Source organism: Succinivibrio dextrinosolvens (assembly GCF_900116345.1).
GTDB lineage: Bacteria > Pseudomonadota > Gammaproteobacteria > Enterobacterales > Succinivibrionaceae > Succinivibrio > Succinivibrio dextrinosolvens_B.
Map to the genome: position 1 here is coordinate 13375 of NZ_FPAH01000025.1, position 25974 is coordinate 39348.

Annotated in this window: 20 protein-coding genes; 9 read left to right on the top strand and 11 right to left on the bottom strand. The window is 39.8% G+C overall.

Annotated elements, in window-relative coordinates; translation table 11 throughout:
• Positions 1–27 precede the first annotated feature (27 nt).
• Positions 28–954 (top strand): alpha/beta hydrolase, encoded by a 927-nt coding sequence (locus BM308_RS08435; RefSeq protein WP_177214433.1) that lies wholly within the window; start codon positions 28–30, stop codon positions 952–954.
• 88 nt (positions 955–1042) lie between these two features.
• On the opposite strand, the gene BM308_RS08440 is transcribed toward BM308_RS08435, so the two are convergent.
• The 8 genes from BM308_RS08440 to pdxS all read right to left on the bottom strand — a co-directional run bounded on the left by BM308_RS08440 (position 1043) and on the right by pdxS (position 12051).
• Positions 1043–1876: an alpha/beta hydrolase gene (locus BM308_RS08440; protein WP_218152544.1), complete on the bottom strand. Its 834-nt coding sequence runs from the start codon at positions 1874–1876 to the stop codon at positions 1043–1045.
• 43 nt (positions 1877–1919) lie between these two features.
• Positions 1920–3974, bottom strand: coding sequence for an alpha-amylase family glycosyl hydrolase (locus BM308_RS08445; protein ID WP_074944493.1), 2055 nt, complete (start codon positions 3972–3974; stop codon positions 1920–1922).
• Positions 3975–4001: 27 nt separating this feature from the next.
• Positions 4002–5450, bottom strand: a complete 1449-nt coding sequence (gene pepD, locus BM308_RS08450; protein WP_074944495.1) for a beta-Ala-His dipeptidase — start codon at positions 5448–5450, stop codon at positions 4002–4004.
• Between the two features lie 293 nt (positions 5451–5743).
• A complete protein-coding gene (locus tag BM308_RS08455) occupies positions 5744–9208 on the bottom strand; it encodes a hypothetical protein (RefSeq protein WP_074944496.1) in 3465 nt (1154 codons plus the stop codon).
• 5 nt (positions 9209–9213) lie between these two features.
• Complete coding sequence (locus tag BM308_RS08460) at positions 9214–9633, bottom strand: type III secretion system chaperone (RefSeq protein WP_074944498.1); 420 nt, start codon at positions 9631–9633, stop codon at positions 9214–9216.
• Positions 9626–10024 carry a type III secretion system chaperone gene (locus BM308_RS08465; RefSeq protein ID WP_074944499.1) on the bottom strand — a complete coding sequence of 133 codons (399 nt, stop codon included), beginning with the start codon at positions 10022–10024 and terminating at the stop codon, positions 9626–9628. Before BM308_RS08465 ends, BM308_RS08460 begins: the two co-directional genes overlap by 8 nt.
• A 583-nt stretch (positions 10025–10607) precedes the next feature.
• Positions 10608–11174: a pyridoxal 5'-phosphate synthase glutaminase subunit PdxT gene (gene pdxT / locus BM308_RS08470; protein ID WP_074944501.1), complete on the bottom strand. Its 567-nt coding sequence runs from the start codon at positions 11172–11174 to the stop codon at positions 10608–10610.
• A 1-nt stretch (position 11175) separates the two neighbouring features.
• On the bottom strand, positions 11176–12051 hold the full coding sequence (gene pdxS, locus BM308_RS08475) for a pyridoxal 5'-phosphate synthase lyase subunit PdxS (RefSeq protein ID WP_074944503.1): 876 nt from the start codon (positions 12049–12051) through the stop codon (positions 11176–11178).
• A gap of 103 nt (positions 12052–12154) precedes the next feature.
• On the opposite strand from pdxS, the gene pdxR reads away from it, so the two are divergent.
• A complete protein-coding gene (gene pdxR, locus BM308_RS08480) occupies positions 12155–13567 on the top strand; it encodes a MocR-like pyridoxine biosynthesis transcription factor PdxR (RefSeq protein ID WP_074944504.1) in 1413 nt (470 codons plus the stop codon).
• Positions 13568–13616: 49 nt separating this feature from the next.
• On the opposite strand, the gene uspE is transcribed toward pdxR, so the two are convergent.
• Complete coding sequence (gene uspE / locus BM308_RS08485) at positions 13617–14552, bottom strand: universal stress protein UspE (protein WP_074944506.1); 936 nt, start codon at positions 14550–14552, stop codon at positions 13617–13619.
• 253 nt (positions 14553–14805) lie between these two features.
• Between uspE and BM308_RS08490 the strand changes: the two genes are divergently transcribed.
• On the top strand, positions 14806–15153 hold the full coding sequence (locus tag BM308_RS08490) for a hypothetical protein (RefSeq protein WP_074944508.1): 348 nt from the start codon (positions 14806–14808) through the stop codon (positions 15151–15153).
• 51 nt (positions 15154–15204) lie between these two features.
• Positions 15205–15756, top strand: a complete 552-nt coding sequence (locus tag BM308_RS08495; protein ID WP_143098588.1) for a DUF6803 family protein — start codon at positions 15205–15207, stop codon at positions 15754–15756.
• 402 nt (positions 15757–16158) lie between these two features.
• On the opposite strand, the gene BM308_RS08500 is transcribed toward BM308_RS08495, so the two are convergent.
• Together BM308_RS08500 and murJ are read right to left on the bottom strand one after the other, a co-directional pair.
• Positions 16159–17166 carry a hypothetical protein gene (locus BM308_RS08500; RefSeq protein WP_143098589.1) on the bottom strand — a complete coding sequence of 336 codons (1008 nt, stop codon included), beginning with the start codon at positions 17164–17166 and terminating at the stop codon, positions 16159–16161.
• 460 nt (positions 17167–17626) lie between these two features.
• A complete protein-coding gene (gene murJ / locus BM308_RS08505; protein ID WP_306705942.1) occupies positions 17627–19192 on the bottom strand; it encodes a murein biosynthesis integral membrane protein MurJ in 1566 nt (521 codons plus the stop codon).
• Positions 19193–20623: 1431 nt separating this feature from the next.
• Between murJ and BM308_RS08510 the strand changes: the two genes are divergently transcribed.
• The 5 genes from BM308_RS08510 to BM308_RS08530 all read left to right on the top strand — a co-directional run bounded on the left by BM308_RS08510 (position 20624) and on the right by BM308_RS08530 (position 25946).
• Complete coding sequence (locus BM308_RS08510; RefSeq protein WP_074944513.1) at positions 20624–21892, top strand: alpha/beta hydrolase; 1269 nt, start codon at positions 20624–20626, stop codon at positions 21890–21892.
• A gap of 2 nt (positions 21893–21894) precedes the next feature.
• A complete protein-coding gene (gene proB / locus BM308_RS08515; RefSeq protein ID WP_074944514.1) occupies positions 21895–23013 on the top strand; it encodes a glutamate 5-kinase in 1119 nt (372 codons plus the stop codon).
• Positions 23014–23019: 6 nt separating this feature from the next.
• Complete coding sequence (locus BM308_RS08520; protein ID WP_074944516.1) at positions 23020–24276, top strand: glutamate-5-semialdehyde dehydrogenase; 1257 nt, start codon at positions 23020–23022, stop codon at positions 24274–24276.
• Between the two features lie 167 nt (positions 24277–24443).
• Positions 24444–24770: a hypothetical protein gene (locus BM308_RS08525; RefSeq protein ID WP_074944517.1), complete on the top strand. Its 327-nt coding sequence runs from the start codon at positions 24444–24446 to the stop codon at positions 24768–24770.
• Positions 24771–25169: 399 nt separating this feature from the next.
• Positions 25170–25946 carry an RNA-guided endonuclease TnpB family protein gene (locus BM308_RS08530; protein ID WP_074944518.1) on the top strand — a complete coding sequence of 259 codons (777 nt, stop codon included), beginning with the start codon at positions 25170–25172 and terminating at the stop codon, positions 25944–25946.
• The last annotated feature ends 28 nt before the right edge of the window (positions 25947–25974 follow it).

Here is a 25974-nt window from a genome sequence, read left to right on the forward strand (position 1 = left end):
GATAGATTCCCTGTCATGACATATAGTGTGAAAAAAAGATTTGTATTCGCCATTATTTTTGTTGCTGCAATAATTCTGATTGCAGGCTATGCAATAGGCAATTACTTTATAAACTATGCTTTAAAGCGTGGAAATGAGACTGATCCACTCGCACCACCTTCAGCCTGTGTCAGTATTCTTGACAGGAATGTGATTGTTCCATCCATGCCTGAAGCTCCTGCTGAGAAATGGACTATAACCGCACCTGAGAACAGGAAACTCTTCGCAACCTTCTATGTCCCAGCCACAGAGAAACACCTCTGGGTAATCCTTGTGCACGGCTATGGTAGAAACCAGCGTTATGTTGGAGACTTTGCCAAAGCATATCTCCAGAGAAACTGGAATGTTCTGACTCCCGATTTATGTGCCTCCGGAGAAAGTGAAGGTCAGTACATCACTATGGGTATCAAGGAAAGTGTGGAGATTGTCTTATGGGCGAAAAAGATCATAGAGCGTGATCCTAAGGCGCAGATCGTACTTCATGGGATATCAATGGGAGCAGCCTCGGTTCTGATGGCTGCAGCTAATAATAACGTGCCTGGGCTGAAGTCAGTCATAGAGGACTGCAGCTATACCAGTGCCTATGAGATGTTTGCCCGTCAGCTTGAGGTACTTTTTGGGCTACCAGAGTTTCCTGTCATGAGCTGTATTGATCTGGTGAGTGGTATCAAAATCGGAGCTAGAATTTCAGATGCGTCACCACTAAAGGTAATGTCTCGGATAAATGTTCCGGTAATGTTTATCCATGGTGATAAAGATACGCTGGTGCCACTTTATATGATGGAGCAGTTATATGACAGCTGCAGAGGCCCTAAGACAAAACTTGTTGTAAAAGGGGCTGGACATGGAGATTCTCTGAAAGAGGCTGGAGATGAATACTGGAAAGCAGTTTTCAGTTTTATCAGTTCCGCCTGAATACACCTAGAAGCGTGGTCCAGAAGAGAAATTATTTACGCTGGAAGATTATTTCCTGATACCTGAAGGTATCAGGAGATACAGAGTTCTATTTTTTCAGCTCTTTGGTAAAGAAATCTGTTGCTGTTTTTACAACCTCTGCAAAGTGAGCTGTAAAGGCATGATCTGCCTTGTCGATCATAACAAGCCTACTGTTCTTGTAGGTACTGTTGTATCTTTCACTGTAGGTGTATGGAACAATAGTATCGTGTGAACCATGAATGATGCATACAGCTCCGTCGTATTTAGCAGCTGTCTCAAAGATAGGCATTGTCTGAGCGGTCTTAATATACTCATAGCCGATTTTGTAACCTTTGTGGTAAGGATCGTTAAGATCAACTTCCTTTGGCGGATTGATTGCATCATATTTAACATCGAAGATCTGGCCACGCAGAGCATCATCACGAAGTACAGCTGCAGGAGCAAGAAGAGCAACACTCTTAATATTCTCAGAACCTAGCTGTCCTGAAAGCATGCTTGCTACAACACCACCTTGAGAATGACCGCTCAGTGATACAGATGATACATTAGGAAGATTCTTTGCATACTCGAAAACTTTTCTTGCATCAGTAATTTCGTTGGCAACAGTCATCTCCTCAAACTTGCCTTCACTCATACCGTGACCGTTGAAATCAAAACGGATTGAAGCAATTCCGTTTTTCTCAAGACTTGATGCAATCTGCTCTAAAAGTACGAAATCCTTGTCTGAGGTGAAGCCATGCATGATGATTACCATTGGATAGCTGCCTTTGATATCAGGAGTCTGCATAATTGCAGCAAGCTTGCCGTGATCTCCGTCGATGGTGATATTCTGTATTTGAGCAAATACAGATAAAGGCAGTACTGATAACATACCAATCAGTAGCTTTTGGGATAATTTCATCATGAATATCCTCGCGGGTTATAAAAATAGCTAAAGTGATGTATTACTTTTTAAGGTTGGATACAATTACTGTTGAACGAGGGGGAATAGTCATATTCTTACCTGCAATCAGCTCCTTGATGAACTTCTCCTCAAATTCCTTAGAGGTTCTGGTTGCACCGTAGCTGTAGACGGCAAGCTTTTCTCTTCCAAGCATCTCGTAAAGACCTTCAAGACCTTCTGCATGGTCGTAACGGCGAACGTTTCTTCCTGACAGAGGGATCAGCAGATCTTCACCTGAATCCTCTGCATTGTCGCTGCCGCAGTCTTCAGGCATATACATTGAAGCCAGAAGAGGGAACAGAATAGAGCCCTGTTCAAACTTAACCTGCTGACGAGAGGCGTTTACAAGCACGATACTGAATCTGTCCCTGTAAAGACGCATATAGGCAAAATAAGCACCACCGGCACTGATGAAGATCATGGTGCCGCGAGAGAAGGCTGGATTTGATCTGCGCAGTGCGGTAAGTTCAGTAATCACAGTCTGGGTTTCAGCTGAGTTTACACTTGCATGATGATCCTTTAGTGCCTTGAATGGAATCATGGAACGAGGACCAACTTCATACTTTGCAATCACATCGCCAAGCTCATCACCCTGATAGATGCAAGGAATTCCTCGCCAGGTTACAAGACATGCCAGAGCAGCCTGATATAAGTGCTTATCGCCACCGATAATATCGTAGAAACGAGGCAGACTGTTGTTATCCAGCTGGTTTACAAGACATAGCTTTAACTGCTGAGAAACACCGACGGCGAATTCCTCACAGGTTCTTCTTAAGTCTTCACCTGTATAAGGGGTTGGATCACCATTTAAGTTGATACCACCGAAGAAGGAACGGATTGGACTGATAAAGCCGGTGTAGTTGATGGTACCGTCAACATTACCCTCAGAGCATAGTGCGTATCTAGGATCGGTTCCGAAGTGTCCGAGCATCAGACAGTCAAGATGGGACTCTCTGGCGCTGCTGCATATTCCAGATAGTCTCTCTACATTGTTGCGGGCATTGCCGTTGTCACCGATCTGGTTGGCATCGTCAATAACCCAGCCGTCAATACCGTATGGAGCGCGGGTCCACTTCTTTACAATGGAATTCTCTCCCTCGTAGATAAGGTGGCGGGTCAGATAGCTTGAGTAGTCAAGCTTAGGATAGTTGGCCTTGTCGTCAGATACATAGGCTTCACCCTCAGAGTTGAAAGTATAGATTTCTCTGTAAGGAGAGTCCTTATGACGAAGAGCTCCTTTTCCTGTCTTCTCCTGACGATCAAACCATGGATTGGAATCGCCGGTGTGATTGAAGGTACCGTGTAGCAGGATCTTCATCTCATAGCCTAAAGCCACGGTTCTTAATCTCTTGAGAGCTCCATTTCCTCCGAAGTGAGTATCAACAACATCATAATCCTCAGTATCATATTTATGTACTGAAGGGGCTTTGAAGATTGGGGTCAGATAAATGGTATCGCAGCCTAGTCCTCTGATATAAGGAAGCATGGTTGCTACACCGTCGAGATCACCGCCGCAGTGTGTTTCATCAAGATTTACAAATTCAAAATCCTTTAGTCTTACAGGAGAATCTGCATTTACTTTGGTACCGTCCACAGTGAAATTGCCTGTGGAGGCTGCAAACTTATCAGGGTAAATCTGATAGATTACACTGTCCATTGCCCACTGAGGATGGGTGTTGAAAAGTTCAATCACATAGCAGTGCTGTCTTAAAGGTGGTTCTCTGGACATGCCCAAGGAGCTGTACCACACAACATCAACCGGAACACCGTCCTTATCAGATAGCATGATCTTAAAGTAATAGGTGATTAGGTTTCGGCTTTTATCAGCATTAAGAGGGGCAACGAATCTGTGGATTCCTGAATAGGAACCTGAATAGGTCATTGGATTCTTTACGTCTTCATTCTGGGAAAAGCTTACAATCCAGATCTTAAGTCTGCTATGGTTTACACCTCTTACAAACAGTTCTGCATTGGATGCATCCACTCCAGGTGCTGTACAGGTGTGAAAACACTGGAATGGAAGAGAGGCTCTCTGAGAACTTGTGTTCTGACGCATGTGATACTTCCTTATGTAAATACTTTTTTAAAGCATTGCTAAAGCATGACAAACTGTTATATACATCTGCTCTACGCCCTTGATGTCAACTCTTTCCTGTGGACTGTGAGGATTTAAAATAGTTGGTCCAACAGAAATCAGCTGAAGCTCCTTGTTAAGAATTGCAAACTGAGCACATTCAACTCCGGCATGCATTGCAGTGATCTTAAATTCATTACCGGTAACCTCTTTATAGCACTGATTGAGTACGTCAATCAGACGGTTATGGCTTGGTGATGACCAGCAGTGATGCAGGTTCTTGGTTTCTACCTCAACATTATCAAGCAGGTAGCAGCAGGAACGGACATCCTCAACTATCTGGGCAAGACCTGCATCTTCAAGTGAGCGAGGCATCATTTCAATGACAATCTCATCCTCGAAGGTCTTAACCATAGACAGGTTGATGGAGGTTTCAACAACTGGAGCGAACTCTTTTGACATGCGTACGATACCGCTTGGAAGAGCTCTTAAAAGATGAATCAGATCCTGAGTCTGTGCATAGCCTAAAGCCTTTGCCACAGCAGCTTCTGAAATCTCCAGCTTCATGTCAGGATCGGTCTTTGCGTACAATGACTTCTGAGTTTCAAAGATTCTTGAGATGCTCTTTTTGATTTCTTCTGTCTCTTCCTGTGGCACTGCAATAGTTACACTTGCCTTTGCAGGAATAGAGTTTCTTACAGTACCGCCGGTGAAATCCTGAATGAACAGATCATACTCATCACTCAGATCATCAATGATGGTTGCCATTACCTTAATGGCGTTGGCATTGCCTACATGGATATCGCAGCCTGAATGTCCGCCGGAGAAATTAGATAATCTGATGGTGAGGGCACTGGTTGCCTCTGGGATGATCTTTGAGATGTTGAATCTGACATCAATATCCTGAGAACCGGCACAGTTTACATACAGGAAGCCGTTTTCCTCAGAATCAAGGTTAATCAGATAGGTTGCATCAAGATATTTTGCATCAAGATTTGAAGCTCCCTTCATAGTGGTTTCTTCTTCAACTGTGAAGATTGCACGAAGAGGTCCGTGAGACAGAGTCTTATCCTCAAACATGGCAAGAGCCATGGCAATTGCAATACCGTTGTCTGCTCCAAGCGTTGTATTTTTTGCCTTAACGAAATCACCGTCAACATAGCTCTGAATCGGATCATTCAGAAAGTCAAAGTCATAGCCTTCAGCTGCAACCGGAACCATGTCCATGTGGCCCTGTAGAATAACGGTAGGAGCATCATTCTTATCTGCACTGGCAGGTACATCAATGATAACGTTGCCTACTGCATCGGTCTCAACTTTAAAGCCATTCTTATTTGCAAAATCAACGATATATTTTGCGGCATTCTGTTCATGAGAGGATGGACGAGGAATCTTGTTTAATTCTGAAAAATGTTTCCAAACTGATTTTGGTTCTAAGTCTGTTATTACTGTACTCACTTTATTTCCTCAAATTTTACGTAATCATTTGCATTATAACACATGGCACGGCTTATGATGGTGCATTGAGAATGAGAACAAAAGACTTGTGTTTTGTTTTTTCATGATCATCACGTTTGTTTTCAGTTAGTTAGAGGTACCGGACAGCCAATAATACAAATATTCTGAAAGTCCTTTTGTGTTTCCCTTGTTCTGAAAAAAAATACCTGCAATCCATTTCAGTTTTGCAGGTATTGTAAAGGTTTGTTTTACCTTTGCTGTGTTAATCTAACGTCATTCTCCAATAACGCTGTTTAATCAGAACTCATACTACTTTCTGACTCATCGTCACTGTCAACCTCATCTACATCACTATGGATACTTGCATTATCTTCCTCCTGATTCTGCTCTTCAATCTGTACAGCTCCAGGAAGTTCAGATCTGAAGGCTTTAGTCATTGGCACTATCAGATCATGGACTGCATTGACAATGTCATCATTATTCGAATTACGTCTTAATGCTCTGATTCTGTTCAAGGCCTCCTCTGCTCTACCAAGAGCGTCAGGATCCATTAGTTCAAGTGCCCGATTTATTAGACCACGCGATTTCTCACTTAGTGGAATTAACATTTTTACTGCATCGATATTTCGAGCCATCCATGATTTAATTCCTTCACATGAACCTGCGGTAAATGAAGACTGAGCCAGGAAGCCTTCAGTTCTTTCCATCAGTGTTGTCAGCGAGGTATTGACTATAGCGCCATTTTCCTTAATGTTTTCGGTTACAGTTAAGGAGAGGTCAAAACTTACTCCAAGTCCTACGCCTAAAGGCTCTTCACTGATTCCAAATTTAGTGGTATCAGTTGCTGTTACTGTTACCGTCTCCAACTCACCGTCAACATATGACAATTTCAAGGATCTAGTTTTATCATTGGTATAGGCAATATCGCCACCTTTTACATAATCCTTAAGATCCCCTGGCTTTAATTGTTTATCCAGTTTAGGATCCATTGCTGCTTTGGTTATAACTCCCAGAACAGCCTGATATGTAAGGCTTTCCTCACTATTGATAAAATTTAAAACTTCTTCCATGTTTGCTGCATTGTTCATGAACTTCATTACAGCTGCTTTAGCTGATTCTTTGACACCTGCAACAATCATTGATCTTATGACGTTTTCTCCTACGTCTTTAACTGCGGTTTTTCCTGCCTCTAAGCCGCCTTTCAAAACTTCATGGTTAGTCTCAATTTTCTTGTGATCTGAATTAATCTTGAATAAAGCATTAATAAGTGTATTGAATGCCATATTCTGAGTTAAGACTATCTCATGATTTGTCTTGGTAACATTCTCCCATGGGCGAGGATCGTCTTTGTTAGCAGGTTTCTCTGATGAGAACTTATAACTGACTTTATAATCAAGACCGATCTCTTTTCTTACCTGGTCAATAGCACCATCCGCAACCCCCTTGGCTATACTACCTACTACGGTATTAGTAGCATCTTTCATACCGTCAGTAAGTCCCTTTGCCTCTTCTTTAAATGCAGATATTTCTACCGAGGCACTAAAGTTCTTACGGACCTTAGCTGGTTTTGCAAGGCCGGAGCCTTCCATGAAGTACTCTCTGTAAATATCTACAGGGATCTTTATTTCAGGGTTAGAGAATCTGCCTAGCAGTTTGTCGGCAAGCTCTCTACTAATAACTTCATCACGAGCTTTAATTTCAGTAGCGATCATCAGGTTTCTAATATTATTGGCAAATGCCTGCCATAACAGATCATTGGTAGGAGGATTCTCTTTTGCTTCCCTGATAAGCTCAGTATACTGCTGTTCCAGATCGCCCTGAGGTAGAACAGAAGGCTGTCCTGATACAGGATTATTTCTCTTCATCTGTTCTAGTGCCTGTCTATCAGGCTTATTTTTCAGCAAGTTTACTACAGGAGCATAGAACTGCGACTTAACTTTAAAATCTCTTTCAAGGCTTCCTGAAAGACTTGCTTTTGCCGTAAGCATCTTATCAAAGAAATCCATGCCGGCGCTTGCATCTGCCGAGCCTTTAATTGTCCATCCTGTCTGCTCCGATAGGATAATTGCATTAGATTTCTTTGCAAGAATTCCATCAACCTGATCAATATAACCCTGGGTTTTTATAGCATTAAAGTACTGGGCATTGGAGTGGAGGGTATCTCCTTTGTGTCTTCCAATCCATCCGCCTAATTGTCCGAGCTTTCCACCAATATACTTTACTCCGCTCCACAAAAATGCTCCAAATTGGCGTGTGGTAGCAAATTTATTACGATTTGCATCAGCAATAAGATCATCCAGTGAAGCATAGGTGCGGGTTGAAAATGAAGACACCTGTCCACCTAATCCTGCCTGAACCTTTCCACCTGTAAAGGTTTTTTCTTCATCACCGGCTTTTACAAGAAGCTTTCCTTCAAGGCCGCCAGCTAATCTGAAGGTTACTGTTACTGGATTTCCTTTTCCCATGCCTTTTACATCGGCTGTTACAGTGAATCTTGCACTGGCTTTAACGCCTGCAGTTACTGTTTCAGGGAAGCCTAGTCCAACCAGGACACCGGCTGCAACTGTAAACTCAACTTTTCTTGAACCGCCAGAGTCAACAGCTGGGCCTAAAATTTCATGAATTCTTGTGTAATCGTCGCTTCTCTGCTGATACCTTCTGATCTGATCATTAGTACGATGGCTTATTTCAAGAGTGTCATTAATAGTACTTCTTAGATTGAATTTTTGTGGTATTGCAACAGGTTCCTGTCTCACATTTTCATTAGTTATAATGTTATTGAACTGTTGCAGTAATCTTGCAATTTCATTTTCAATATTATTGACGTTAACAATCTCATCTTTGGTAACTTTGTGGTTAATTCCAAAAGTAAATAGATTCTGAATACCTCTAAATGTTCTTTCTATTATTCCCATCTTCTGGGTATTATTGTTTATTTTTAATAAGCTTGACTGAGTCTCATAACGGAATACTCGCAGAAACTTTCTAATCTGAGCCAGAGCTTCTTTTGGATCTGAGGATAAGGTACTGCTTTCAGGCAATCCCGAGCTTAGCTGTCTTCTTGCTTCTTTTAGACTTGTGAGCTGTTCTTTGAGGTTATCAAAAATAGGCTTTAGCTGATTTTTTAAAACCGGATTATTTTGGGTTAGGTCCTCATATTTTTGGGTTAAAGTACCTTCTAACTCCTCAATATATTTATCGCCTTTAATATCAGCTCTGATATTGTCGTATGAATTCTTGACGAGATCCTTTAGACCTTCTGCCTTACTAAAATCCCATTCTTTTCCGACAGGCTGATTCTGTACCTGAGGCTGCTGAGGATTTACTTCATTATTCTGTTCATTTTCGATCTGCAGATTCTCTGGATCCTGATGAACCTCATTATTTTCGTGCTGTTCATTTCCGACCAGCAGATTCTCCGGATTCTGATGAACCTCATTATTTTCGTGCTGTTCATTTTCGACCTGCAGATTCTCTGGATTCTGATTATCCTTATGAAGATCCGGATCTATTACATCAACGTGTTTTCCGTTCTGACCTTCTACATTTGATTGCAGATTGTTACCATTAGCAACACCATTGATGACATCGTTAAGTCCGATATCATTTTTAATATTATCTATAACTTGCTGCTTTTCAACATTGTTAGGCTGGTCAACGTTCTGCTCATTCTGAATATTATTATTCTGAACATTGTCTATCAGAGCTGATCCTACAAGAATGTTTCCATTGTTATTAGTTGAGATACGGTCTGTCATAGTAATTACTCCTCTACAGGATAATGCTCTGCAAAGTAATCTCTGGTTGAACGAACTGCATGAACAAAATTATCAACCCAATCTGCAAGAACTTCTTTTGATGTTACGGTTAGAGCACTCTGATGATCGGCTGCTAATATCAAATTGTTTTGAGGATCCATCATTAAAGTGACTCTTCCTGCTACATTTCCGATGTCGTTAAGCTTCAGAAGTTCTATTGCCTTCTGACCTGAAGCTTCATCATCTTCGAGTTCGCCCACAGGAGAGAACATCAAAATAGAGTCAGATTGTTCAAGATAATTAATGTTAATTACAACCTCATTATCTGCAATAAAAGTGGAGGTGTTATCATCGCTCAGATAGATATCTTCCTGAAGCATATCTCCAAATTCATCTAAAACTTTTGCAAATTGATCTCTAAGCATATAGTTGACTCCTGATCATCCAGTCACTGACGGTTTTAACGAATTCCTCAACAGCCTGCTTTAAGACTTCACTATTTGGGAATGCTGTAATCAGTCGACGTTCTGTTATATATACGGCATCATCAGCTCCTATGGAGAGTGTTGCGCCATTTGTTCCACTCCAGAAAAAATTTCCTTTTAGAGCATCTTTTGCAAATTGTTTAGCTCGCTCTAGTGCGCTTAGTTCGACAACCTTTGCTCGGAAGATTACGTTTTCAGTGTCTCCCTGTGCAAAACCAAATGTAAGCGCAAAAGACTCAAAAGGAATAGCAAGAATTCCATCTTGAACATCTATTGTCTCTGGATAAGTATCTTTAATGAGTTGCTTAAACTCTTCTATCTCTGTAATCATATTTATACTTTCCCTTTTTGACCTACCTTTATCTAATTATAAGTAATAATAAAGTACCAAAATTTGAACTACATCAAAAGTTCAGAAAAATGTAACTACATAAAATTATTTATTGATTTAAAGGAGAAAAATCGTTTTTATTGGTAACATATTGAATTTAATAAATTAAAATCAGTGTACGACCGTAAATACATAATCTTAACCTTTCAATAATTACCTAAAAAAAAGTAAAATTTCAAAAAGAAACATACATAATTTTATGTAGCAGAAAAGTTTGATGTTTCAAGAAGATATTTCCCCTCTTTGAATGATATGTGATTTTTCTTATAAATCAAGTTGATATTCTTGAAAGTGGCGGATTGTGCTAATTTTTGAAGATATGGAAAATAGAGTTAGGAGAAGAGCCGATACAGTTTTTTTTTGTCACCTCGTCATCGATCATTCTGTGCTTTAAATATGTTGACTTTTTTTATGTGGAGAGTTGTTTGCACAAAGAATTCTCAATGCAGAGAATTCTTTTAGCTTAATTGGACTGTATCTGCTGAAATTTAAGCAGCAGTTTTACAATGAGAAGATGTGAAAACTAAGCTGCAATCAGCTCCAGAAATTTCTGATGGATTCTTGTATCCTCAGTAAGCTCGGGATGGAAGGCAAGACCAATCTGATGCTTGTACTTTACTCCCACGATCTTATCCTCATGAACAACACAAAGTGTTTCCACTCCATCCTCCGTACTGGAGATATATGGAGCTCTGATAAATACCTCCGGATAATCAGAGACACAGCCTACATTCTGCTTGGTAACAAAGCTTGACAGCTGACGACCAAAGGCATTACGTTTTACGCTTACCGGCAGTGTTGCCAGATGACTTTTGGGCGCATTATCAATGTTCTTTGCCAGCAGAATCAGTCCGGCGCAGGTTGCAAGGGTAGGGAGTCCATCTTCAATCAATCCCTTAAGAGTCTGCTTCATTTCAAGCTTATCCAGAAGCAGTGACTGAACTGTACTCTCTCCTCCTGGAAGAATTAGTCCATCAAGATTGTTCAGATCTCCTTTCTGTCTAAGCTCAACGGTATCTGCTCCAAGTTTCTGAAGCATTTTTTCGTGTTCAATAAAAGCTCCCTGAACGGCAAGAACACCAATTTTCATTTTATTTGCCTCGCTCTTCCATAATCAGCTTGATTTCATGCTCATTGATTCCGACCATGGCCTCTCCAAGATCTTCAGATAGGGAGGCAATCAGCTTGGCATCGGTGTAATTGGTTACAGCCTGAACAATGGCAGAGGCTCTTTTTTCAGGATCACCAGATTTGAAGATTCCTGAACCAACAAAGACACCCTCTGCACCTAGCTGCATCATCAGAGCTGCATCTGCTGGTGTGGCAACACCGCCTGCAGCAAAGTTAACTACTGGAAGCTTTCCGTTCTGATGAACGAATTGAATAAGATCGTATGGAACCTGCAGGTTCTTTGCCTCCTCATATAGCTCATCAGGACTTAATGAGACCACCTTTCTTATCTGAGCCTGAATTTTTCTCAAGTGACGCACCGCCTGAACAACATCTCCGGTTCCAGGTTCACCCTTGGTTCTGATCATAGAAGCGCCTTCACTGATACGTCTTAAAGCCTCTCCTAAATCTCGGGCTCCGCATACAAATGGAACCTTGAACTTGGTCTTGTCGATATGGTAGATATCATCGGCAGGAGTTAAAACCTCTGACTCATCAATATAGTCAATCTCAATAGCCTCTAGAATCTGGGCTTCTACAAAGTGACCGATGCGGCACTTTGCCATTACCGGAATACTTACTGCATCCTGAATTCCCTTGATCATCTTTGGATCACTCATTCTGGAGATACCGCCTGCGGCTCTGATATCTGCAGGGATCCTCTCTAAGGCCATAACTGCACAGGCTCCAGCCTTTTCCGCGATTCTTGCCTGCTCAGGTGTGGTTACATCCATAATCACACCTCCCTTTAACATCTGAGCTAAACCTTTGTTTACGATAATTTCTGAATTTGACATTTTTTTTCTCCTTGATTTTTCTTTATCAGAAATTATATAGTTATCTGGTATTATATAAATCTCCAGAATGATAATGTTTTAGATGTCAGATTTGAGGTGCTGCATGTTAACCTATGTATTTGAGAACAACGGTGTTCCAATGTATGAACAGCTTTATGAATACCTTAAAGATGACATTACTAAGGGAGTTTTAAAGACTGATGAAAAACTTCCCTCCAAAAGAGCCTTTGCCAGAAACAACGGGATCAGTACCATTACGGTTCAGAATGCATATAACCAGTTGCAGAGTGAGGGCTATATTTATTCGTTAAGTAAAAAGGGCTATTACGTTGCCAATCTCTGCAGTATCAGAAAGCTAAGAGCAGATACAAAAATATCTCTGGACATTAAACTGCCTCCAGCTTCAGCGGAGTGTGAAATCAATCTTTCCAACAACAATATCAAGCCTGAGAATTTTCCTTTCTCTGTCTGGTCCAGACTTTCAAGAGAAGTGATGTCTCAGAAGAGCAGGGAAGTTTTAACTCCTTCACCAACCGGAGGTATTCCTGAATTAAGATCAGCTATAGCAGAACATCTAAAAGCTTTTCGCGGAATGCTGATCGATCCGAATCAGATTATAGTTGGTGCCGGTACAGAATATCTTTATGGTCTTCTAATTCAGCTTTTAGGTTCTGACAGAAATTTCTGTATTGAAAATCCTGGCTACAAGAAACTTAAATCGATCTATTCTCAGTATGGAGCAAACTGCGTATTTGCAGACATTGACAGAAAAGGAGTAACCGTTCAGGAGCTCAACCGTGTGAAGGCTCAGATTGTTCATATAAGTCCAAATCATCATTTTCCAACCGGTATTACCATGCCGGCGGATCGTCGCTACGAGATCCTAGGCTGGGCTAATGAGACCACTGACAGATATATTATTGAGGATGATTATGACAGTGAGTTTCGCTTAAGCGGAAAGATTCATCCAACGCTCTTCAGTATTGATGGCTGTGAAAAGGTGATTTATATGAATACCTTTTCCAAAACACTTACTCCAACTATCCGTATCAGTTATATGGTGCTGCCTATAGAACTGGCTAACCGATTTTATCGTGAGCTGTCCTTCTATTCCTGCACAGTTTCAAATTTTGAGCAGTACACTCTTTCCCTGTTCATAAGCAGAGGATACTTTGAAAAGCATATCAACCGAATGCGTCTTTACTATATGCGCAGACGCCGAGAAGTGATTGAGCAGTTATACAAGAGTCCTTTAAATGATAGCATGGAGCTTATTGAGAATGAGTCCGGTCTTCATTTTCTGTTGAAGCTTAAAACCGACATTGATGATGAAACTATAAAAAGGAATCTGCTTGTAAAGAAGATCAGAATTTCTCCTTTATCTGATTATTACATGTCAGGAACAGCTGTATCTCATAACTTTGTTATCAATTATTCCTGTCTTGATACAAAGAAGCTAGGAAAGGTCTTTGAACAGATCAACTTGCTGCTAAAAAATCAGCCCCACAATCTGTGAGGCTGAAAAGATAAAATTGGTAAATGATTAAATAGGTAGTATGTCTGTCTTAATCCTTTTCCTTGTCCTTTTTAATAGCTTTGCGATTTAATACAAATAGATCTGCATCAATGTCATCAACGATCTCTTCACAGGTGTTGCCTATTAGGGCAGCTGCAATACCGGAACGTCCTGCTGAGCCGATAAGTACCGCCTTGGCATTGATCTGCTCGCAGATTGATGGAATTACATCATCAGGCATACCTTCTTCAATATGGCAGTATTCTCTTTCAATATGATGCTTGTCAGCAAACTCATACATGCGGTTTCTATGTTCTTCTAAGACTCCCTGTTCATATAGGTCAGGGGAGTAGTGTGGAACCTCAAGCATTACAGTTGGCATGTAAACAGGAGCAGAGTTTATCAGATGAATTCTGCTACCGGTGGTCTTTGCAAGTACCTGAGCTTCACGCAGCATTGCCACATTGCTCTGCAGATGATCATTGAGCGTAAAATCGACACATACTGCGATGTTGCCTCCAGTCTGCCAGTCGTTGTTTTTAGCAATGATAACTGGAACTTCTGCATGACGTAGAATGAACCAGTCAATAGGAGTGAAAATGATTGAATCTAGAATACCGTGACGATTTGCAGCCTTGATGATCAGATCATAATTACCAGCTCTCATTTCGTCGATAACAGCCTCACCGACATCTCTGTTTTCTACAACCTTAGGAATAATAGTTGCTTCAGAGTTTTCCTGTGCTCTGTATTCCTCTATAATCTGATTGAGATGATCAATATGAGTCTGTTCTATATCAGCGTGAATTGGCTTTTCTTTTACTTTGTTCAGAATGAGCAGATCGTATGCAAAATCATAGACAACTCTAAGATAGGTAATAGTAGCCCTAGGATTGAATTTTGCAATTTCTAAAGCTCTTTTCAGTGCTATTTGAACATCTTTTTTTGGTTCTGCGATAACCAGGATGTTTGTGTACTTTCTCATAGCCAACCCCTTATTTTTATTGTATTTACATACTTTTAACTATAAATTAAAAAACAACTAAAATCATTTGCTCCAACTTATAAATGTGCGAAGACAAACAAAAATTATTTCAAAATTTCAAAAGGTTATACTTTTGACTAAAGATTGACTGGTTCTCTATGTATAATCGCTGCATTTTTTTTTCATGTTGTATTGTTTCTTTTCTTTTTGGAATAAAATAAATAGTACTAATATTTTTCAATTAAAGATAACTATGCGATTTTTGAGTATTCTGGTATTTGCTTTTATGCTTCTGAGTGTGAACTCAGATGTGTTTGCCTGCGAGCATTCCAATGACAATTCAGAAATTACACAGGTATCTTCTTCTTATTCTTTTAAAAAAGATTCTCTTCATAACATTCAGCGTATCAGTCATAAGGTTATACAGGTAAGCTACTGCTGTACTGGTGTTGGAATGATCTGTTGTATCAGCGTGACTAATACTCTTAATCTTAATAAGCCAATACATCAGTATTCTGAGGAAGTTATTCCTCAGTCTGACAACTATAAATCCTACGTAGCCTACACTCAGCAGAGGCCTCCTTGTAGCAGCGTCGCTTAATTCTTTTTTTATCGACGATTAATTTTTTTATTTACAAGGAAATATTTTGCTATGTATATGACACATTACATGGAGCTGTTAACTACAACCTCCAATCTTCTGATTTTTATGGCTTTACCTGTTGTACTTGCTGAAACCGCAGCTATTACTGAATTGATTCTTCTCTTTTCAAAAGAAAACAGACCCAAACTGAAGCTTGTAAATAAGCTTTCATGCCTTCTAGGTGCGGCTGTATTTCTTCTGATTGATATATATATCTTAAAAGAGGTCATTGTTCCTCTGACAGAGAATTCCGGCTGGTATGGTCTGATTGATAAGATTGCGGTCGGTTTCTATGTTCTGGGCGGTCTAATCATGGTTGCTCTTGGACTTGTTTCCTTCAACAGCTTTGGTTCTTTCTTAGGTCAGAGATTCCAGAGTGGTTTAAGAGTAGGCCTTCTATCTGCTTTTCTGGTGATTTCCCATGTAGCAATGATTGCTGGTATGGCAGATCCGAGATTAGATTCTGACTATAGAGTTCTTACAGAGGAAAAGGTCAGAAGTGCCGAATCTGTGGTGAGTATATACAGCTCTTCAGCACACAGTCATGGACATAACCACTAGACTTTAATTAAATATGGACTGTCTGAAGGCAGTCCGTATTGAGAGAAAATAGAACACCTATTTTTTCAAAAATTAAACGATAAAGGATGAAATACTGTGTTTGTTCTGTAAGAGTTGATACTCTATTTGTTATCTCTTTTTTACAGATTGACCCCCGAAATACCAGCTGAACCTGTCCTAAGTCGTTCATATCTCAAAATACAATCGCATAACACTATATGGTATCTGCTGCAAAAGCTGTGGATATACAGCAGAAGAAAATGCAGCGGAAAATATCCTAAGCAGGATTGGCCCGGCTAGCTCAGGAAGTGAACTCAAAAAAGGAGTCAGCACTGCTAACTCCACCGAATCTGAACAGTAATGTCAGCAGAAGCAATCTTCTTGATTAGCAAGGAGAGGATGTCAATCCTCGTAGAGACTGTATTCAAACTCACACTTACAGCAAGGGCAGACTGTAATCTTTCTACTGGCGAAAAAGTCATCTGTTTCGCTTGCAAGAATCGGTGTTTTTACTCCTTTTCTGGTGAAAAGGTTCAGATAAGGAGTATGGCAGTCTTCACAGGCAACTACCTCTGCCTGTCTGGAGATAAAGATTTCCAGTACCGTGAAGAAATCATCAAAGAATGCAAACTCAAAGGAAGTCTGTGTTTTATCAGGATAGAGTCTGCTGAAGTTTCTGTACAAATCATAACAGGTCTTATAAACTCCGATTGCAAGCGGCACAGACATCTTCTCACTGATATCCTCCTGATCAAAATGATTGGATGTTGGCAGTTTGTTTAAAAGAATGCGACTGCAGATTGTGTACAGTGAAATCATCAGCATAATCTGGTTGCTGATGATTTTATTGCTGCAGACTTTTACCAGATGAGATATTCCAAAGTTAATCTCATTTTCAGCAGCTTTATAACGTCTGATTGGTCTTAAGTACACTGTAGTGGCGCTATCATAGAGATCTTTTATTGTCTTTGAGCCTGTTCCTGTGAGCTTACTGATAAGGTGTTTTGTGCTACCGACTTTAACGAGCATGTAAGCCAGAGTCTTTCTTTTGGAAACATCATCTGCAGGTCCAATGATGTTAGGAAATACATTAAGCTGCATCTGGTTTTCTATATCGCATAAAAGACTGATGTCTTTTCTGTTGACAAGTTTTTCTACAAGAGAATCTGCAGAAACAGAAGCTTCAAGAAGATCACATTTTATTTTGTTGGAATCTGAAGAGGATAATCTGGTAACGGCATTTAATTTTGTTTCATCCATCTTTTCAAATTTAACCTTTGAGTAGAGGTTAACTTCTGACAGAGTCTGCATGTTATTAAAGATATCGGGATCAATATTGGCGGCAAACTGCATGTATGGAACAAGGGCGCTTGGCAGGTAACTGAACAGCAGATTGAAAACTGTGTTCATGCGAGTTTCTGCTTTTGGTGTTAAATTTGAAAAATTGTCATTTTCTGTCTTGTATGGTGAGTTGAATACTTTTTTACAATGTGTGTTGTAATATACAGAAGCATTAAGTCTTAATGTATTCATTTTCTTCCCCTAATTTAGTAATTCCTTGATACGCCTCCTTATTCTTATTAAAGGTGATTTTTATATTTATCCATACATTTTTTTAATAATTGTATGTATGTAGGATGCCTATTATAACGATCTGAATCAGAATGTCTTTGCACAAAACATTTAATTTTTGCACAATATTTTCAATGGTAAAAAAACTATGCAAAAAAAATAATAATATCAAACAATAATTCACATTATCAAAAGCTCATTTTTTTTGAGAGGCTGTTGTATAAGTCTTTTTCGCTGAAAAGTGTTTTAATCAGAAAGGAGAGAAGAGGACAACCAAAAAGGTCATCCTCAAAAACAATTACATTCTAATCATTCTTGGTTTGATGCCAAGTGCCAGACAGACTGCAACATAAGTTGCACCGCCTAAAAGAACGTAAGCGGTAAGATAAAAGATTGACTCTAAAGTTGACATGCTTACCCAACGGTCGAAATCAAGTACGGTGAAGTGGATTACAAGAGCCATGGCAATACCTGCAGTCAGAGCTTTGACTATAAAGATAATTGTGCCTGAAGAGATGGTATAGATCTTTCTCTTATATAAAAAGAACAGCAGCAGAGATAGATTTACATAGGCTGCCAGAGCAGTTGATAGAGCCAGACCAACATAATCTAAAGGCCAGACCAGACACAGGTTGAAGATAATGTTTGAAATAATTGCAATCAGTGAGCATTTAACTGGAGTCTTGGTATCCTGAATAGCTGCAAATCCCTGAACAATAACTCTTACCAGCATGATGGCACATAGTCCAGAAACTGAGGCTAAAAGTGAAGCTGAGGACAGGTGAACATGTTCAGGGGTAAATGCGCCTCGCATAAAGATAACTCTCAGAATAGGCTCTCTTAGGGAAATAATTCCACACATGGAAGGAATACCTAAAAGCAGTACCAGTCTTACCCCCCAGTCCAGTGTTTTAACATATTTATCCTTAGCCTCATTGATATTGATCTTTGATAAGGCAGGAAGAATCACTGTTGAGATGGCAACAGCAAAGATACCGATTGGAAACTCTAAAAGTCTGTCTGAGTAATACAGATATGAGATTGCTCCTGTAGCCAGGAAGGAGGCCAGGGCAGTGTTTACTATAAGGTTAATCTGAGATGCGGACACACCGATAATTGCGGGGATCATCAGATGTCTGATAGTTTTAACACCATCATGTGACCAGCCCCATTTTGGAAGAATAAAGAGCTTAAGCTTCAGCAGGAAAGGTATCTGCAGACACAGCTGCAGTACACCGCCTACAACCATACCATATGCCAGTACCACATTCGGATCATCAAAATGAGGGGCTACGAAAAAGGCAAAGGAGATGAGGGAAATATTCAGCACACATGGAGTAATTGCCGGAATGAGGAATTTTCCGAAAACATTCAGTACTGCACTGCTTAAAGCTGTCAGTGTTATAAAGAATAGATAAGGGAAGGTAATCTTTAACAGATAACTTGCCTGCGTAAACTTGATAGCTTCATCGGTATGTTTTAGGAATGCCTGATACCAGCCCCAGCCAAAGATAGCTGTTAAAACTGGGGAGGCAATCATACCTATAAGAGTAATCAGCAGAACTACTGCACCTAGAGTTCCGGTAGTCTTATCCAGAAGCTCTTTTAGAGCCGCCTTATCTCCTGTTTCCTTTGTTTTGCTCATTACCGGAACAAATGCCTGGGAAAAAGCACCTTCAGCAAAAAGTCTTCTGAAGAAGTTTGGAATTCTGTTTGCAAAGAAATAAACGTCAGCACTTAAAGATGCACCTAAAAGCGATGCAATTGCAATATCACGCAGCATTCCCAGAATTCGGGAAAGAAAAGTAGCACCTGCGGTGATAGCTCCTGATCTTAACAGGACAGATTTTTTTTTGTTTTCCACTTTATATCCTTATTTATTAGTCAACAAATTTTAGCAGATTTAAGCCCATACGGCTTTGAAATCTTCCTGCTGGTTCTTCTGAAATGAAAATCTGTAGAGAAATGTTCAATAAACTGAACGTAAATGTTTTGAAAAGATCAAATAAAAGCAATTTTCAAAACTGAAAGTAATTAGTAGAAAATACTGCTTTTGTTGCTATTGTCGGAAATTGTGGGAAACTCTGTGGATTATGCGGGAAACTGTGGGTAAATTGCATCTAATCGGCTCTAACAGCTTGTGGGAAAATAATAAAAAAAAGCTATTGCTTTATAAAAAGTATTTAATAATCAGAATGTTAATACAGAATACAGAATTTCCCACAACTGATAATTTGAAAATGATCCCTCTATACCCAAAAATGTCGATTTTATGAGATTTGTATTTCTTAATTAACATACGTAAAACTAGTAGTTTATAAAATAAAAACTTTAATAAACAATAAGATAAGGTTAATTAAAGGTATATTTAAGAATGGTTAGCATTATGTTTTCAGAAATGTAAGAAATGGTCATCCAAAAATCCTTCCCCAAACCTGTGGGAAAATGTGTGGGTAAAAAATTTTTTTTGTTTTATCTATAACTATTGACATTTTTCTGTCAACATAAATTATCATTTTTATATTATACAAACCCTCGTAAATACAATACGTTAACTTATTATTCCACAGGCTGTAAAAGTGATTATTCGGCTTGTGGGAAAGTGGAAAAAGTTTTCCACAGTTGTGGGAAACTTTTCGGTTTTTTTATGAATTCTTTATGTTTTCAACTCTGGGAGAGGGGAATGAGTGATTTTCTTCCTTGTAGATAAAATCAGACTTAACTATATAAAAAATATTCATACCCTGTTTACAGAATTATCCAACTGCTGGCTACGAAGTAACATTTTTATGAAAAATGAAAATTTTTAGAAGATTCCCTTTGATAAACAATAAGATAATAAAAATTTGATTTTGAGATAAAAATGACTTTTTTTTTAAACGTTTTTTTAATTACTTCTATTTTTTTATTTTCCCGGATATGAAATTTTTTATTAAAAATTTTTTTCCAAACGTGGTTGTGGGAAACTCTGTGGGTTACGGTGGAAACGGTGGGAAACTAGGAAAAAAAAGCTGTTTTACTTGTGGGAAACTTTTTGGGGTAACCTGTGGCTTATTCTGCGAATATGGCTTTGGAATGCGTTTTTATTAAATTTGAGATCTTGAACGGTTTATATAAATTTATACAAAAGTTGTCATACTCATTTTTTGTATTTTAGATGTTCATAAAGTGGATTTTTTCTTATTTTGAGGTGTTTGGGAGGTGTTCTATTTTTGGTCAATCCGTTTAAAAGTGCATCCAGACTGTAAATAGGTTAAAATCAGCTTAATTAGTATGACTAGGTAAGATAGTTTTTATGGAAGAATCTTTAAATTTAAGTGAAATCCTTTTTAAACCAAAATTTGTATATCCAGAGACTTCGGTTATTTCAAATAGCGGTTGTGAACTTCCTGCTTTATCCAGAGAGGATATCTCTTTCGGATTTGTTATAGATTTCTACAGACCTGTTCTGAAGTTTGAATGGGTTTTCTCAGGCGGCAGTGCTCTTGATATTGATGAGGCGCTTGCCAAGATCTGTGTCTCTAAGGCTCCACGCAGCAGAGAAACACTGCATGATACTGTAAAGGAATACGGCAGCGGTCACTGGAATTTTGAATTCAATACCATTGCGCAGAACCGTGTCAACAAGGCTCATGAATGTGAAAGTCGAAATGATGTTGTAGGCGCCAGCCACAATTACCGTCTGGCTTCGCGTTATTTTGCCATTGCAGCCTATCCTTTTTTAAAGTCAGATGTGCTGGCTCAGAACTCTGATGTCCTGTGCAGAACTACCTATAAGAAGATGTATGATATTGACCCATCCAACGGTATTCTGCAGGAACACACCTTTAATGTGGACGGTAAGAAGGTTTCAGGCTATCTGCATATTCCTGATTTAAAGCAGGTGTATCCATGTGTAATCATTGTCTGTCCATATGAGTGTAACTTCTCCTATGCCTACAGATTCATCAATGATTATCTGGCAAAGGCAAATATCTGTGCCTTTGTACTGGAGATGCCTGGAGCTGGTGCCTGTGAGAAGCTGAACATGAATGATCATTTCTCTATGGCAATTGAAGCTGCTGTTGATTATCTTGGAACCTTAAGCTGTATAGATGCTACAAATATTGGTCTTTACGGTTCCGGTATTGCTGCAACCGCCTGTATCCGTGCTGCAATCCTCAAGAGCTCTAAGGTAAGGGCTCTGGCTTTTTTAGCTCCATATGTTCATTCTTTCTTTACAGATCAGGATATTCTGAATTCCATGCCTCTTTGTCTGAGATCTTCTCTGTGCAACAGACTTAATCTGGATGCCAGGGACTGGGATACCCTGACTCCTCAGTTTAAGGTGTTCTCTCTAAAAGAGCAGGGCATTCTTTCTGGCAGAGGCGGCTGCAAGGTTCCAACTTACGCAAGTGTCATCAAGGATTCCGTAGTAAGTAAAGAGGATATATCTCTGCTTGAAAACAATTTCAGCGACTTAACCATCAAATCCAATGAGAAGATCGGTCGTGCTGAATTCATTCGCAATTCAATCATTGAAGTAACAAAGTTTTTCTCAGAAAAATTTTCAAATGGTAATTAGAAGTGACATCGTTAAAAAATAAGAGAATAGTAATCAAGCTTGGTACAAGTACTCTTACCAACGGTAGCAAGAAGCTCGACAGAGCCCATATGCTGGAGATTGTAAGAACTGTATCCGCTCTGTTAAAAATGAAGGCTCAGGTTATTCTGGTTTCCTCCGGTGCGATTGCTGCCGGTCGTGAATTCTTAAACTACCCCGAGCTGCCCAAGGATGTCCGCTATAAACAGATGCTTGCCTCAGTAGGTCAGGTAAAACTTATAGAGGAATGGGAAAAGCTGTTCTCTATTTACGATATTCGCATCGGTCAGATTCTGATTACCAGAGCTGATCTTGATAATCGTGAGCGCTATCTGAATGCCCGCGATACCTTATTTGCTCTGCTAGAGATGGGCGTGGTTCCTATTATCAATGAAAATGATGCGGTGAGCGTTTCTGAAATCAAGGTTGGTGATAACGATAATCTTGCTGCTCTGTCTGGTGTTCTGATTGAAGCTGACAAGGTTGTACTTCTGACCGATCAGAAAGGTTTATATACCGGTGATCCTAGACATGATCCAAAGGCTGAGCTTATCCGTACTGTCGAGAAGATTGATGAGCATATCATTGAGATTGCCGGCGGTTCAGGTACTTCTCTTGGTACCGGTGGTATGGCCACAAAGATCAAGGCTGCAAAGGTTGCAACCGAGGCAGGAGTTGAACTTATTATTGCCTCAGGTGCTAATCCTTCTTCACTTATTGATGTAATCAATAAAAATGCTGAATGTACAGTATTCCTTCCTTCAAAGAAGCCTGTACTTGCTAGAAAATCCTGGATCAGTACCGCAACCCTGGCTGTAGGCTCTATCTATATTGATGATGGTGCGGCCAAGGCTCTTCTAACCTCAGGTTCAAGTCTGCTTCCAAAAGGTATTACTTCAATTAAAGGCGATTTCCTTCGTGGTGCTACCGTGGAGATCAGAAACTCTGAGGACAGGCTGATTGCAAGAGGTCTGACCCGATACTCATCAGATGAGCTTAATCTAATTGCTAAGAAACGTTCATCTGAGATTGAAAAGACTCTGGGCTTTTCTCATGGTGATGTAGCTGTACATCGTGATGATTTGGTGCTGGTTAATAAGTAGTTTTATATGACAGATATTATTGAAATAGCTAAAAGAGTCCGCAAGGCCGGATATGATTTTGCTCTGCTTTCAACTTCCAAGAAGAATGAGGCTCTGCATACTATAGCTTCAATGTTAAGAGATGCCTCCAATGAGATTTTTGATACCAATAAAAAGGATGTGGAGAATGCCAGAGCTAAAGGCCTGACTGACGCTATGGTAGACCGTCTCACCTTTACAAAGGCACGTTTTGATGAAATGGTGGATGGTCTTGATAAGGTTGCCGCTTTAGAAGATCCTTGCGGTAAAACCTTTGATGGCAGAGTTCTTCCAAATGGACTTGAGGTTGTCAAAAAGTCAGTTCCTTTTGGTGTTGTTGGTGTTATTTATGAGTCCCGTCCAAATGTTACCGTGGATATTGCCGGCCTTTGTCTGAAATCCGGTAATGCCTGTCTTTTAAGAGGCGGCTCCGAGGCCTTTAATACCAATTCTCTGCTTCATCGCATTATCTGCCGAGCTCTTGAAAAGTGCGGATTGAACCCTGATGGTGTTTCCTTTGTGGACAGTACTGACAGAGAAATGGTATCCACCATGCTTTCACTGGATCAGTATATTGATGTGCTGATCCCTCGCGGCGGCGAGAAGCTTCAGCGTATGTGTCAGAGGGAATCCTCCATTCCTGTGATTATCGGCGGATTTGGTATTTCTCATATTTTTGTGGATGAGTCCGCTGATTTAGAGCGCAGTGTTGAGATCATCTTCAATGCCAAGACTCAGAAGCCTTCAGCCTGCAACAGTCTTGATACTCTGCTGGTTCATGAGAAGATTGCCGATAAGTTTCTGCCAATGGTACTCAACAGACTTAAAGAGAAGAAGGTTGAGGTGCTTGCTCATGATGAGGCCTTTACAAAATGCGGAGACTATCCTTTCCTAGAGAAGGGCTGTGCCGAGGATTTTGACCGAGAGTTTTTAGCTTTAAAGATGAATGTAAGAATTGTTCCTGACGTTTATGAAGCTATCACTCATCTTAGAGTGCATAATGCCTCTCACTCAGATTCAATTCTGACTGACAGCAGAAAAAATGCAGAGCTCTTTGTTAAGTCAGCTGGTTCTGCCTGTGTCTATGTAAATGCTTCTACCCGTTTCTCTGACGGCGGTCAGTTCGGAATGGGCGCTGAGGTGGCTATCTCTACACAGAAGCTTCATGCCAGAGGCCCTATGGCGCTGCAGGAGCTTACAACCTATCAGTATGTCTGCTCAGGAGATTATATCTTCAGACACTAGTCATAATCTGTCAGATCAGAGGTTGACTTAATTAGAAACGCTCCAGACTGGCATAAGTCTGGAGCGTTTTTCCTAATGCTCAATTGACTATCCTTTCCTATAATTAAAAAGACTTCTTTTTTTTATAAAACAGAACTTCTTTTTTTAATGTCTGATGAAGGTGCGTCATGAGTGAATTAAGCAGAGCTGATGTTGAGGATATAGTTAAGAAGGTACTTAACGAGACTCTAGATAAAAAGAACGAAGAGCTGGTTCAGAAGATCAGGATCTTTGTGGATATGACTTTGAACAAAATCCTGGAAACAAAGCTCAGAACTTTATTGGAACAGCTCAATTCTGGGCTTTCGGAAGGCTCTTCGGACAATTCTTCCTACATTAGAGAGGTCAACTCAACCTTAAGTGAAGTTATGCGTGAACTCAATGCCGTATCGGAATCCTGCAATGAGCTGCTTGATAAGGTAGACAGTCTGGAGTTGAGACTCGAGGAACCATAAAGCAAGTCTGATTGATATGGCTCCTGAGATATTCAGGAGCGTAACTGAATCTATGTATGCATCCTCTCCATCATACACTGGTGATCTTTGCTATCCTTATAAATAATGCGGGCGAGAAAACCAACGGTTTTAACCGTGAGGATGATAGCCCTCATTATCATTAAGTATTAGTAGATTAATTTTTAATTAAAATCTACAGGTATGATAGTATATCTTCATTAAAAATGAGTACAAACATACCAAAACAGCTGTATCTTAAATTAACTATCATTTTTTTGTTTTGTCCAGGATATCGCAGAAAGATATTCAATATTACTTTGTAAGTACTGCTGGCAAAGTCAGTTCTGAAACAATTAAATGGTACGTTGACACACAAAAAACAAGACCGTAGCTATAAGAATGAATAAAGGCGTAATATTTCGAGCATATCCAAATAAAGCACAGCAGGAGTTAATCAATAAAACTCTTGGCTGTTCCCGCCTTGTATATAACAAAGGTCTTGCCTTCAGAAACGAGAAGTATGCAAAGGGAGAAAAAACTGGCTATAACCAGACTTCAGCAATGCTTACTTCTATGAAAAAAGAGGAAAAATACGCTTTTCTGAACGAAGTTGACTCTATAGCCTTACAGCAGGCTTTGAGAGATTTAGAGAACGCTTTTGTACGGTTCTTTGAGAAGAAAGCAAAACACCCAGTATTCAAAAGTAAGCACCACTATCAGTTAAGCTACAGAACACTCAATCAGAAAAACTCAATCCGCATCGAAGGAAACAGAATCAGACTTCCAAAGATTGGCTTCCTGAAAATCAAGCAGTCAGTGGAAGTCGGCCATATAAACAACGTTACAGTACGAAGAACAGCTACCGGTAAATATTTTGTGGTACTGAACGTAGATTTTGAACCTGAGAAGAAAGAGGAGTGTAACAGTTTCACTGGCATTGATGTTGGTATTAAATCTTTCTATACCGACAGTAATGGAAATGTAGTTAATAATCCTAAATATCTTGAGAAATCACAGGAGAAACTGAGAAGAGAACAACGTAAACTCTCACGTAAGAAAAAGAATTCTAAGAATAAACAGAAACAGAGAAAACGAGTAGCACGAGTACATGAGAAGATAGTAAATCAGCGTAATGACTTTATTCATAAAATCACTACAAAGCTAGTCAACGAATAGTATGTAGAGAATGGAAATAAATTTAACG